This window comes from Xanthobacter dioxanivorans (genome assembly GCF_016807805.1).
In the GTDB taxonomy this organism is placed as follows: domain Bacteria; phylum Pseudomonadota; class Alphaproteobacteria; order Rhizobiales; family Xanthobacteraceae; genus Xanthobacter; species Xanthobacter dioxanivorans.
Genome location: NZ_CP063362.1, coordinates 2246707 through 2258603, shown reverse-complemented (window position 1 = coordinate 2258603; position 11897 = coordinate 2246707). Strand labels below are relative to the sequence as shown.

The 11897-nt window shown below is 67.1% G+C and carries 11 protein-coding genes; 8 read left to right on the top strand and 3 right to left on the bottom strand.

The genetic code is table 11. The annotated features are described in order from the left end of the window. Positions 1-236: 236 nt before the first annotated feature. The gene (locus tag EZH22_RS10700) at positions 237-1964 is read right to left on the bottom strand and encodes an O-linked N-acetylglucosamine transferase, SPINDLY family protein (RefSeq protein ID WP_203195612.1); all 1728 of its coding nucleotides are present in this window, start codon (positions 1962-1964) and stop codon (positions 237-239) included. 172 nt (positions 1965-2136) lie between these two features. Between EZH22_RS10700 and EZH22_RS10695 the strand changes: the two genes are divergently transcribed. Further along, the gene (locus EZH22_RS10695) at positions 2137-2508 is read left to right on the top strand and encodes a helix-turn-helix domain-containing protein (RefSeq protein WP_203195611.1); all 372 of its coding nucleotides are present in this window, start codon (positions 2137-2139) and stop codon (positions 2506-2508) included. Positions 2509-3091: 583 nt separating this feature from the next. Here the strand turns inward: EZH22_RS10695 and EZH22_RS10690 are convergent. Together EZH22_RS10690 and EZH22_RS10685 are read right to left on the bottom strand one after the other, a co-directional pair. Further along, on the bottom strand, positions 3092-3418 hold the full coding sequence (locus tag EZH22_RS10690; RefSeq protein ID WP_203195610.1) for a cupin domain-containing protein: 327 nt from the start codon (positions 3416-3418) through the stop codon (positions 3092-3094). After that, positions 3400-3783 (bottom strand): helix-turn-helix domain-containing protein, encoded by a 384-nt coding sequence (locus EZH22_RS10685; protein WP_203195609.1) that lies wholly within the window; start codon positions 3781-3783, stop codon positions 3400-3402. The genes EZH22_RS10690 and EZH22_RS10685 overlap by 19 nt, the downstream gene beginning before the upstream one ends. A gap of 186 nt (positions 3784-3969) precedes the next feature. Here EZH22_RS10685 and EZH22_RS10680 point away from each other — a divergent pair, with 186 nt between their 5' ends. The 7 genes from EZH22_RS10680 (at position 3970) to EZH22_RS10650 (ending at position 11885) form a co-directional block, all read left to right on the top strand. Beyond that, positions 3970-5088, top strand: a complete 1119-nt coding sequence (locus EZH22_RS10680; RefSeq protein WP_203195608.1) for a mandelate racemase/muconate lactonizing enzyme family protein — start codon at positions 3970-3972, stop codon at positions 5086-5088. Between the two features lie 68 nt (positions 5089-5156). Further along, entirely contained in the window at positions 5157-6179 is a 1023-nt protein-coding gene (locus EZH22_RS10675) for a TRAP transporter substrate-binding protein (protein WP_203195607.1), read from the top strand. Beyond that, positions 6176-6706 (top strand): TRAP transporter small permease subunit, encoded by a 531-nt coding sequence (locus tag EZH22_RS10670; protein WP_203195606.1) that lies wholly within the window; start codon positions 6176-6178, stop codon positions 6704-6706. Before EZH22_RS10675 ends, EZH22_RS10670 begins: the two co-directional genes overlap by 4 nt. A gap of 30 nt (positions 6707-6736) precedes the next feature. Next, positions 6737-8047: a TRAP transporter large permease gene (locus EZH22_RS10665; RefSeq protein WP_203195605.1), complete on the top strand. Its 1311-nt coding sequence runs from the start codon at positions 6737-6739 to the stop codon at positions 8045-8047. A 31-nt stretch (positions 8048-8078) separates the two neighbouring features. Next, positions 8079-9065, top strand: coding sequence for a hydantoinase/oxoprolinase N-terminal domain-containing protein (locus tag EZH22_RS10660; protein WP_203195604.1), 987 nt, complete (start codon positions 8079-8081; stop codon positions 9063-9065). 8 nt (positions 9066-9073) lie between these two features. Continuing rightward, positions 9074-10147 carry a hydantoinase/oxoprolinase family protein gene (locus tag EZH22_RS10655; protein ID WP_203195603.1) on the top strand — a complete coding sequence of 358 codons (1074 nt, stop codon included), beginning with the start codon at positions 9074-9076 and terminating at the stop codon, positions 10145-10147. A 7-nt stretch (positions 10148-10154) separates the two neighbouring features. After that, positions 10155-11885: a hydantoinase B/oxoprolinase family protein gene (locus EZH22_RS10650; protein WP_203195602.1), complete on the top strand. Its 1731-nt coding sequence runs from the start codon at positions 10155-10157 to the stop codon at positions 11883-11885. The last annotated feature ends 12 nt before the right edge of the window (positions 11886-11897 follow it).

Below are 11897 nucleotides of genomic sequence, written 5' to 3'. Positions count from 1 at the left end.
GCTGCGTTCGGGCTGGGATCGATCGAACAGACCGGATGGCCCCCCGCTCGGCGCCCGCACGCCAATCCACTCGGCCGGCATCAGCTGCGCGTGCACAGAGCGGCCACTGGCGGCCATGACGAGCATGAGCGCGCCAACGGCGGCCGTTCGCATCTTTCGGCCTCTGGCGCGTTCTGAGCGGCCGCAAACGGCATGCCTCTCGCGCCGTACTCGCGCGCCGTAATGAGGGTAGGTCGTCAGGCCCGCGGGAGGGGCTCCACCGCGAAGGCCTCGGGCGGCAGGCCGGCCCTGAAGCGCTGCGCCATGATCTCGTAGGCGCGCTCCATGTGCCGGGTGTAGCGGCCGATGTCGTAGAGGGGCGAATGCGGCAGGGCCCGTTGCAGCCGCGCGCGCACGGCGGCGAGGGCTGCGCGATCGCGGGCAAGGCCGATGGCCTTGGCCTCGAAGGCGGTCACGTCGGTGGTGACGAGGTCGGCCAGGTCCACCTGCCGCAGCAGGCTGCCCGCAACCCGCGAGGCGAACGCGGCGCCCGAGCGGGTCACCACCGGCACGCCGCGCCGCAGGGCGTCGCTGCAAGTCGTGTGGGCCGTATAGGGGAAGGTGTCGAGGAAGAGGTCCGCGAGCCCCACACGGGCCAGGTGCGCCTGCGGCGCGACGATGGGCGCGAACACCAGGCGGGAGGGATCAAGCCCGCGGGCCGCGGCCTCGCGTTGGAGGTTCTCCCGGCGGCCGGCGAGCCCCTCCAGGATCCACAGCACCGAGCCGGGCACGGCGGACACGATCCGCGCGAAGGCGGAAAAGGTGTCGGGATCAAGCTTCTCCGGGACGTTGAAACAACAGAAGACGAAGGCCTCCGGCGGCAGGCCGCAGGCGGCTCGGTCGGCCGCCGCGCTCACCGGCAGGCCGGGATCGTTGGGCTGGTAGCACTCCGGCAACTGCACGATCTTCTCGCTGAAGCAGCCGGCCAGGGAAAAGGGCAGCACCACCGGATCACCGATGATGTAGTCGAAGAAAGGCGCGCCGCTGGTGCCGGGATAGCCCAGGTAGTTCACCTGCACCGGCGCCGGCCGGTTGGCGAAGGTCCGCATCCGCTCGCCGCGACTATGTCCCATGAGGTCGACGAAGATGTCGATGCCGAGGGCGGACACCTCCTCGGCGATAGCCTCACAAGAGGCCTTCTCGCGGTCGAGGAAGCGGTCCACCGCGCCCACGATGCCCGCGCGCTGGGGCGAGCCGTCGTCCGGACCGATGGAAATGGCGGTGACCTCGAAGCGCGTGCGGTCGTGCCGGGCGAAGAGCTGGGTGATGAGGTGGGTGGTGGCATGGGTGCGGAAGTCGGCCGACAGGTAGGCGAGGCGGATCGGTCCGGTGGCCATGCGCCTTGCCGTATGATCAAAATCCCGCTTGGGAACCGCCGGTCGATCGGCCGCGACGAAGCGCCGGGCCGCGGCGAACTGAAGGCCCGGATCATCCACATGGAGCATCAGGAACGGCATGACGGGCGCGCTCTCCCCGACGGCCCCCCGCCGGGCGTTCGCCCAGAGCGCCGCATGGCCGCGCCAGTCCCACCGCTCCCGGAAGGCCGGGATGAGCACATTGGCGGCCAACGGCAGATGGGGGTCGCGGACGAACGCCTCCGTCATCGCCGTCACGGCCTGCGCCTGGTCGCCGAGGGCGCCATAAGCCAAGGCCAGATTGTACCAGGCCTTGGCATCGTCAGGCCGGCGCTCCAGAGCCCTGAGATAGAGCGCGATGGCCTCGCGCTCACGGCCTTGCCGCGCACGCACGATGCCCAGCAGTTGGAGCACGTCGGCATTGTCCGGCGTCGCTTGGAGGATCTTCCGATAGGCCCGGGCGGCTTGCGGGTATTGGGCGCGCAGTTGGTGCTGGTAAGCGTCGTAGAGCAGCGTCGCGAGGTGGGCGGGCAAAGGCGCGGCCGTGCCCTTCGGCGGAGCGGGCGGCATCTTCAGCCGCGGCGCACCGATCGCATAGCGGGGGCCGGCGGTGGAGTTTTGGCGGAGCGCACGAGATAGCAGCGGACGGCAGTTTTCATGGCGCTTGTGTCCATATTGGATAATTATTAAACTACATTTTGTTCGTAGACGGCACAAGGGGTGTCATGAACATTTTGTTCTCATGGATCTCTTTGCAGCCAATCTTCGAGCCCGTGCCGCGGCGCTCCATCTGTCCAACGCCGAAGCCGCCCGCCGGGCCGGCCTGAACGAGCGTCGCTACTTCCATTATGTGAGCGGGGCGAGGGAGCCGGACTTGGCGACGCTGGTGAAGATATCGAAGGCGCTGGGCACGACGCCGGATGCGCTGCTCGGCGTGAAGCGCGAGCCTGAAGACCTGCCCGAGCCGACGGAGCGCTCGAAGCTGATCGACCGCATGGTGTCGGCCGTGAACAATTTGGACGACTACGAGCTGGCCATCGCGGTTCAGCAGGTCGAAGTCATCCTGCGCCTGCAGGGCGAGAAGGCGGCTGCGGCGAAAGCTGAAAAAGGGTAGGGGAGGGGGGCTTTAGGCCCCTTGCGTTCTCGTGCGCGCGAAAGCAAATTTTCGCAAGATTATTTCAAAAGAGGCATCGAACCCCTTCTGCAACCTGTCGTGTAGGCATATTCGTAGGCGTCGATATTATCCACACTAAAATTTACGAAATAATATCAATACGATAGTGAATTAATTTGAGTCCTCTCCTGGCACCATCCCTTTCCCAAACATATGAAAACATTGATGTTTTCGCGCATCCTTTCCCGCCGGAGACGGTGGGATGGGACAAGAGGGAAAGATTTGTTCGCCGTTTGGCAGGCACCGTCAGGTGCATGGGGGCGCCGGTGAGGCGCTTGTGGTTGGCCTTCTGATGTATACGGCCGCCTGCTTCGGGCTTTCCCACCCATAGATCGCCATTAGCTGATGCTCCGTCGCGCCGTTCTCGGCGGCGATAGTGGCGCCGACCTTGCGCCGCGTGGGAGCGGCGGGCCTTGCTGAAGGCCCCGGCCCGGTTCCGCGCCCGACCAGACCACTCATCCAGGGCACTCACCTCGCATCGACGTCCAACATCAGCGCGGCACCCTTCGCGGGATGCGTGGACCTATGCGCGCGCAGCCCCTTTCCGGCGGGAGGCCGGCGTCTTGGCGGCGGCGGAGATGGGGCGGGCCGATGCATTCATGAAGGCGGAGACGTGGCGCTTTCCCTGCTCCGGGTCGTAGGACACCGAGAGAACGCGCGCGTCTTCCTGTGTCACCGACACGTAGAGGTGGGCCATCGAGCTGTCGAAATAGGCGCTTTCTCCCGCCTCCAGCCGGAACGGCGCGTAGAACTCCGTGTGCACCTCGATCGCCCCGGACAGCACGTAGACGAACTCCTCGCCGTTGTGCTGGCTCCAATGGTCGAATTCCTCTACGGAGCGCGCGCGCACCAGCATCTCCAGCGGCACCATTCCCTTGCGGGACAGTTCCGTCGCATGCGCCCGATAGTCATACTGCCCGCTGGTGAAATGCGCGCCTTCGCCGCCCCGTGTGGTCGTCTTCCGGCCGAGAACCTGCGGCTGATCCTGCGGGCCCCCGGCGCCACCAGATCCTCGATCGGCAGGCCGAGGCCGTCGCAGATGCGCTTGATAATGTCGAACGACGGCGAGACGAGGCCATTCTCTATCTTGGAGAGGGCAGAGGCGGAAACGCCTGTCATCTGTCCCACCGCCGTCAGCGTCAGCTTCCGGGCCTTGCGCGTCCGCTTGAGGTGCGGACCGATTTGCTCGTGGCCGTCGCCATATTCCTGCGTCACCAAACTTCTCCCGCTGCCCCGGCGCCAGAACCGCCAGTGCAAGCCTCGCGATCGGCCGCGACGAGCTTATATTTTCCGCATTTTGCTTAAAAGGCATGCGTGAGAAAAAATCCTGCAATTTTTCCTTGCGGAAAATTATTTCCTGACTTTTCCTGTAGGCCACAAGCGAGAGCGGAAGAGCCCGTCATGAAGATTACCGGTGTCGAAGCCATTCCGTTCAAACTTCCGGTCCGCCGCGAATTCCGTTGGAACGGCCTGCACAAGGGGCTTGGGCATTTCGTGCTGGTGCGCGTCACCACCGATGTCGGCGTCGTGGGCCATGGCGAGGCGGTGCCGCTGCCGGATTGGGGCGGCGATTTCGGCCGGCGCGCCGGCGAGACGCGGGAAACGGTCTGCACCATTGTGGAGGCCCAGCTCGCCCCCGTGCTCCTGGGCCGCGACCCGTGCAACATCGCCGAGGCGGCGGCGGCGATGGAGCGCGTGGTGGTCGGACATACCTACGCCAAATGCGCGGTGGAAATGGCGCTGCACGACATCTGGGGCAAGATGGTGGGCCAACCCGTGTACCGGCTGCTCGGCGGGCAGGTGCGCGACACGGTCCAGGTGGCCCACATGGTCGGCCTGATGCCGCACGATGACGCCATGGCAGAAGCCCAGGGCGCAGTGGCGGACGGCATCCGGGCCCTGCAGATCAAGGGCGGCGAGGATGCCGAGCGAGACATCGCCCTGGTGCGTGCGTTGCGCGCATGCCTCGGGCCGGATGTGATGCTGCGGCTCGACGCGAACCAGGGCTACGCCACTTCCAAGACCGCTCTCGCGGTCCTTTCGCGCTTTGCCGTCGGGGAACTCTCCTATGTGGAGCAGCCGGCCCGCGGTCTCGCCCACATGGCGGCGGTGACGCGGGGCACGCCGATCCCGGTGGTGGCCGACGAGAGCTGCTGGACGCCCCGGGACGCGCTCGACCTCGTGCAGGCTGGCGCAGCCGACTGCATCTCCATCTATCTTGCAAAGGCCGGAGGACTGCGCGCCGCCGCGGCCGTGGCCGCCATCGCCGAGGCGGCGGGCCTGCCGTGCGATGTGAACGGCTCCATCGAGTCCGGGGTCGGCAACGCGGCAAATGTGCATTTCGCGCTGTCGTGTCCCGCCGTCACGCTACCGGCCGTGATCCCTGTCTCGGCCCCCGCGGGCAAGCATCCATGCCAGGTCGGCGGGGCATATTTCGAGGACGACATCATCGTCGAGGCATTTCCCTACAAGGCGGGGGGATTCGCCCGCCGGAGGGGCCCGGCCTCGGCATCACCATAGACGAGCACAAGCTCGCGACCTTCCGGCAATAGCGCCCGCTTCCGGGGCGAACCAGAAAGGGGACTGACATGTTGGTCGAGACATTGCCCGGCGCGCGCCGCGGCCAAACGCTGGCGGCGGCGCTGTGTGCCTTCGCCCTCGGAACGCTGCCGGCGGCAGCGCAGACGGTGAAGTGGGACATGTCCATGGAGGACCGCGCCAACTCGCTGCCCGGCGAAGGCGCCATCGCGTTCGCCGAGGACGTCGCCAAGGCCACCAACGGGCAGGTGGTCATCACCGTCCACCACGGCGGCGCGCTCGGCTTCAAGAACAAGGACCACCTCAACGCCGTGCGCGACGGCGTGCTGCCGCTGGCCCAGAGCCTCGCCGGCGCCTTCTCGGGCCAGGAACCCGTTTTCCTGCTGTCCTCGCTCCCCTTCGTCGCCCGCAATCTCGACGAGGCCAAGCTGCTCTACGACGTGGCGCGCCCGGCCTACGAGGAGGCTCTGGCACGGAACGGGCAGAAGCTGCTGTATTCCTCTCCGTTCCCGCCCACGGGCATCTGGGCCAAGAAGCCGCTGCGCACCGTTGATGACCTGAAGGGCCTGAAGATCCGCACCTATGACGTGAACGGCACGATCACGTTCAAGAACCTCGGCGCGGCGCCGCTGCAGGTCAGCTTCAGCGACGTGGTGCCCCAGCTCGGCACCGGCAACCTCGCCGCCGTGCTGACCTCCGCCGATGGCGGGCGGTCCCTGAAGCTCTGGGAATTCACCCCCGTCTTCAACGACCTCGGCTACGCCTTCCCTCTCAACATCACGGCCGTGAACGCCGATGCGTTCGGCAAGCTCTCGCCGGCCCAGCAAAAGGCGGTGATGGACGCAGGTTCCGCCGCCGAGGCCCGGGACTGGACTGCCGTGCGCACCTGGGAAGCGAAGAATTACGACGTTCTGCGCGAGAACAAGACCGAGATCGTCAAAGACGCGCCGCCCGCCTTCCTTGACGCGCTCGCCAAGGCACGCGAGCCGGCCATCAAGGACTGGCTGGACAAGACCCGCGCCAACGGCAAGTCGATCCTCGACACCTTCGCGCAGAAGGTCGGTCATCAATGAAGTCCGCAGCCCGCATGCTTGACCGGATGGCCGGGCTGCTCGGCACCGTGGCGATGGCGGCGGCAGCCGTGATACTGGCCATCGCCACGGGCCACATCCTGCTGGAGATATTCCTGCGCAACGTCTTCGCCACCTCCACCTACGCCGTGGACGAGGTGGTGGGATACGGGGTCGGCTCCATGACGGTGCTCGCCATGGCGGGCACCTTGCGGCGGGGCGAGATGATCCGGGTGCAACTGGTGCTCGCGCGTCTCTCGCCGTCGGCCCGCCGCGTTGCAGAAATCATGTGCGCGCTGGTGACGCTGCTCCCGGTGTTCCTGCTGACGCGGACCTTCGTTCTGTCGACCATGCGCAGCTTCAGGGAGCACACGGTCAGCACGGGGCTGCTGGAAGTCCCGCTCTGGATACCGGAAGCGATCTTCGCATTCGGTCTCGGCCTTCTTGCCTTGCAACTCGCGGCCTACGCGCTGCGGCTCGCCGTCGATCCCGACGCGCCGATCGCCGTGGCGGACGTCGCGACCGAATAATCCCGCTGGCAGAAGCCAGGGAGTAACCTCATGGGCGCATATAGCCTCAGCCTCTCCGTGTCCCTGCTGGTCTTCGCCTTTCTCGGAGCCGGTGTCTGGATCTTCGCCGGGGTGCTGCTTGTCAGCGTAAGCAGTCTCCTGATCCTTCTCGATTTCCCCATCGACCGCATCGCGGTGCTGGCCAAGACCGCGATGTTCCGCAGTTCCACCGGCTGGGAGCTGTCGGCCCTGCCGCTGTTCATATGGATGGGCGAGATCGTCTTCCGCACGGATGTGGCGGAGCGCCTCTTCCGGGGACTTTCGCCGCTCGCCAACTGCGTGCCGGGACGCCTGCTGCACACCAACGTGTCCGGCTGCACGCTGTTCGGCGCCGTGTGCGGATCGAGCGCGGCCACCGCCGCGACAGTGGGCAAGATCACCACCAAGGCGCTCGCGCAACGCGGCTACGACGTCGATCTCACCATCGGGTCGCTCGCGGCCGCCGGCAGCCTTGGCCTGCTCATTCCGCCGTCCATCGTGATGATCGTCTATGGCGTCATCGCCGAGGTCTCCATCGCGAAGCTGTTCATCGCCGGCTTCGTTCCCGGCTTCATCATCGCGGGCGTTTTCTCCTGTTTCATCGCGGTGCGGTGCTGGCTGAAGCCAAGCCTCTCCCCCGCGGAGGAGATCAGCCTCGGCGTCGGCGAAGCGGCGCGGGCGATGCTCGGGCTATGGCCTGTCCTTCTGCTCATCATCGTCGTCATGGGGTCCATCTATACGGGCATCGCAACCCCCACGGAGGCAGCGGCTGTTGGCGTCGGCGCGACCTTCGCCATCGCGGCCCTGACCCGGCAGTTGTCCTGGGGGCTGGCACAGGAGTCGGCGCTGGCGGCGGTCCGCAGTTCCTGCATGATCCTGTCCATCATGATCTCGGCGTCGCTGCTCTCCACGACGCTGGCGTATCTGCACATCCCCAACGACCTCGCCCACGTGGTTCAGCAGAGCGGGCTGGGGCCGTACCAGCTCATCATCGCCATCGGCGTGCTCTACCTCGTGCTCGGATGCTTCCTGGACGGCGTATCCATCACCGTGATGACCATGCCGGTGGTTCTGCCGCTGATTACCGCGGCGGGCTTCGATCCCTTATGGTTCGGCGTGTTCCTGGTCATCATGGTGGAGCTGGGGCAGATCACCCCGCCGGTGGGATTCAACCTGTTCGTGTTGCAGGGGCTCACCGGCCAACCCCTGTCCCGGGTGGCGAAGGCTTCGGCTCCGTTCGGCATTCTCATGCTGGCTTGCCTCGCGGTGCTGACCATCTGGCCCGGCATCGTCATGTGGCTGCCGAACCTGCTGCAGCCGTGACGCAACCAACCTCCCCTTTGCAGAGCATTCCATGACCGGCTTTCGACTGGCCGCCGATATCGGCGGAACCTTCACCGACGTCGCGCTGCTGTCGGAGGCGGGGGCCCTCGCCACCGCCAAGGTGCCGTCGACGCCACAGGATTACGCGCTCGGCATCCTCGACGGCTGCCGTCAGATCCTGGAGCGCGCCGCTCTCCCACCCGCCGCAATCGTGGAGTTCCTGCACGCTTCCACGGTGGCGACGAATGCCATCCTCGAAGGCAAGGGCGCGCGCACCGCGCTGGTGACCACCGAGGGCTTCCGGGACGTGCTGGAGCTGCGGCGCATCCGGGTGCCCCGCCTGTATGAGCCGCTCTATCGCAAGCCGGAGCCGCTTGTTCCGCGGCGCCACCGCTTCGAGGTCCGGGAGCGCGTCGCCGCCGATGGCAGCGTGGTGACGCCGCTCGACGAGGGGGCATTCGAAGCCATCGCGGAGGCCATGATTGCTGCGGACATCGAGGCCGTTTGCGTCTGCTTCCTGAACTCCTTCGCCAATCCGGCGCACGAGCGGCGGGCCGGTGAACTGCTGCGCGCCTTGCTGCCGGGACGCTTCCTGACCCTGTCGGTGGACGTCCTGCCCGAGGTGCGGGAATACGAACGCACCAGCACCACCGTCATCAACGCCTATGTGGGGCCGACGGTGGAGGCCTATCTCGGCTCGCTGACGCAGCAGCTCCAGGCCGCCGGCATTGCTGCGCCACTGCGCATGATGCAATCGAGCGGCGGTCTGCTGGACATCGCCTCGGTCATCGCCAAGCCCGCCCAGGTGGTGGAAAGCGGTCCGGCGGCGGGGGTGATCGGGGCCGCCCGGCTGGGCGCGCTGTCCGGATATGACGACATCATAACGCTCGACATGGGCGGCACCACCGCCAAGGCGGCGGTGATCGAGAAGGGGCGGCACATCTCCACCGACGAGTATGAGGTGGGCGGGGCATCTCGCTTTCGAGCCGCCTCGTCAAGGGCGGCGGCTATGCCCTGAAGCTGCCGGTGATCGATGTGTCCGAAGTGGGAGCAGGCGGCGGGTCGCTGATCTGGCGCGACGGCGCGGGCCACCTGAAGGTCGGCCCGCACAGCGCCGGAGCCCGGCCCGGGCCGGCCTGCTACGGCCGTGGCGGCACGGCGCCGACCGTCACCGACGCCAACGTGGTTCTGGGCTATCTGAGCCCGGAAGCCATTGCCGGAGGCACGGTACCCATCGATGCCGATGCCGCCCGTCGCGCCCTCGCCTCGGTGTCCGATGGCCGCGACCTCGAAGATCTGGCCTACGGTGTGGTGCAGCTTGCGGCGACCACCATGATGCGAGCGGTCAAGGCGGTGACGACGTTTCGCGGCCGCGATCCACGCGACTTCACCCTGTTCGCCTTCGGCGGGGGCGGCGGCCTCTATGCCGCCGACCTCGCCCGCGCGCTCGGCATCCGGCGCGTGGTGGTGCCGCCCGCCGCCGGCGTGTTCAGCGCCGTCGGGCTGCTGTTCGCGGACCTGGAACTCGCGCTCTCGCGCGGGTTCCTCTGCCGCCTCGCGGCGGCCCCCGCCGCGGAGGTGACGGACATGTTCGAGGAACTGGAGGCGGCGGCGGTCGCGGAACTGAAGGTCGAGCGTCGACGCGTGGAGATGGAACGGCGGATCGATGTGCGCTACGCCGGGCAGGCCTTCGAGCTTTCCGTCGCGGTGACGCAGAAGTCCGGCGCGCCGGACTTCGCCGAGGTTGGGCGACGCTTCGATGCCGAGCATGAAGCCACGTATGGCCACCGTCTGCCTCCGGAGCATCCGAAGGAAATCGTCGCCTTGCGCCTTGCTGCCCGCGTGCCGCCCGAGCGTCCGCCGACGCTCGACGCCGAAAAGCTGCTGGCCGCCGCGCGCCGCGCGCCGGAAAGCCGCCGCCAGGTCTATTTCGGTGGGCTTGGCCGGCACGATACGGCGGTGATCGGACGCGCCGATCTATCCGCGGAACCGCGCCAGGGGCCGCTGGTGATCGAGGAATACGAGGGCACGTCCGTCGTGCCGCCGGATTGCACCGCTCGCCTCGACGGGTACGGCAATGTGGTCATCGAGATCGGATGAGGCCGCCATGAACGAGAGCATCGACTCCCTTCTCCTTGAAATCATCCGCAACGGCTTCAGCACCGTGGCGGATGAGATGGCGCTCATTCTGATGCGCTCTGCCCATTCCATGATCGTGCGCGACTCGATGGACTATTCGACGGCGATCTGCGACGCCGAGGGCCGGATCGTCGGTCAGGGGTTGACGACGCCCATGCATCTCGGCAGCTTTTACGACGCCATGCGCCATCTGATCGGCCAGTTCGAGGGGCGGATCCGGGAAGGCGACCTGTATATCGCGAACGATCCCTATCTGGCCTCCGGCCAGCATCTGCCGGATATCTACATCATTGCCCCCATCTTCCATGACGGCGCGCTGGAGGGCTTTGCCACCACCATCGCCCATCATGCCGACGTGGGCGGGATCGTTGCGGGCAGCAATTCCATCGGCGCCACCGAGATCTTCCAGGAGGGCCTGCGCCTTCCGTTCCTGAAGCTCTGGGACGGCGGCGTCGAGAACACCGCCATCCTGGAGATCGTCAGCGCGAATGTCCGGGTGCCGGACAAGGTGATCGGCGACCTGAAGGCGCAGATCGCCGCTTGCCGCGCCGGGATGCGCGGCTACGGCGAACTGTTCGCGCGCTACGGCTCCGCCACCATGCGGCACTATATCGAGGCGCTGCACGATCATGCGGAGGCGATAGCGCGACTGCAGATCGCGCAGATGCCGGACGGGGTCTATCGCTTCGAGGACAGGATCGACGGCCTCGGGGAGCATCCCACGCCCATCGTGCTCAAGGTGACGGTCACCATTTCCGGCAGCGACGTGACCACGGACTGGACCGGCACGGCCGAGCAGGTGAAGGGCGGCATCAATGCGCCGCTCTCCTTTCTCAAGTCGAACGTATATGCGGCGCTGCGCTCGGTCATGAGCGAGGACGTGCCCAACTGCCACGGCTTCACCCGCGCCATACATGTCATCGCGCCGGCGGGCACGTTGGTCAATGCTGTCCATCCCGCGCCGTGCGGCGCGCGCGGCATCACCGGATATCGCATCGCCGACTGCCTGTTCGGCGCACTGGCCCAGGTGGTGCCGGAACGGGTGACGGCGGACGGGGCGGGCGGGTCCACCCTGCCCACCATCGCCGGATGGCGCGGCAGCGAGCCTTTTGTGTTCTCGGAATGCGTCATGGGCACATGGGGCGCAACGGCAGCCCATGACGGCCAGTCGGGCGTACCGCACATGTGCTCCAACCAGTCCAATGTGCCCATCGAGATGATCGAGGCCGAATATCCCATTCGCATCGAGCGTTATGGCTACGTGCCCGACACGGCCGGCTCCGGCCGCCTGCGCGGCGGCCTCGGCCTCGTGCGTGAATATCGCGCGCTGTCCGATGACCTCTCCCTTTCGGTCCGGGCGGACAAGCAGGATTTCCCGCCCCACGGCCTGGCGGGCGGCGGAGAAGGGGCGCCCTGCCGGAGTGTGCTGTACTCCAACGGCACCGTGCGGGCGCTGCCCATGCTGTTCACGGCACCGGTTCCGCTGGATAAGGGCGACCTGTTCCGCCACGTCATGGCAGGCGGCGGCGGCTTCGGCCCGGCGTTCGAGCGGGAGCCCGCGGCAGTGCTCGCCGATGTGCTCGACGGGCTGGTGACGCCGGCGGGTGCGCGGCGCGATTACGGGGTTGTCATCGCCGGCGCCCCGCCTGCCGTCGATATGGCCGCGACCGTTGCCCTGCGGTCGGCGCCCGCCGCGTGATCGCACAGGAAC

Coding starts and splice junctions, on each gene's coding strand:
- EZH22_RS10700 (WP_203195612.1), bottom strand. CDS start 1,964: ATGCCGCCCGCTCCGCCGAAGGGCACGGCCGCGCCTTTGCCCGCCCAC.
- EZH22_RS10695 (WP_203195611.1), top strand. CDS start 2,137: ATGGATCTCTTTGCAGCCAATCTTCGAGCCCGTGCCGCGGCGCTCCAT.
- EZH22_RS10680 (WP_203195608.1), top strand. CDS start 3,970: ATGAAGATTACCGGTGTCGAAGCCATTCCGTTCAAACTTCCGGTCCGC.
- EZH22_RS10675 (WP_203195607.1), top strand. CDS start 5,157: ATGTTGGTCGAGACATTGCCCGGCGCGCGCCGCGGCCAAACGCTGGCG.
- EZH22_RS10670 (WP_203195606.1), top strand. CDS start 6,176: ATGAAGTCCGCAGCCCGCATGCTTGACCGGATGGCCGGGCTGCTCGGC.
- EZH22_RS10665 (WP_203195605.1), top strand. CDS start 6,737: ATGGGCGCATATAGCCTCAGCCTCTCCGTGTCCCTGCTGGTCTTCGCC.
- EZH22_RS10660 (WP_203195604.1), top strand. CDS start 8,079: ATGACCGGCTTTCGACTGGCCGCCGATATCGGCGGAACCTTCACCGAC.
- EZH22_RS10650 (WP_203195602.1), top strand. CDS start 10,155: ATGAACGAGAGCATCGACTCCCTTCTCCTTGAAATCATCCGCAACGGC.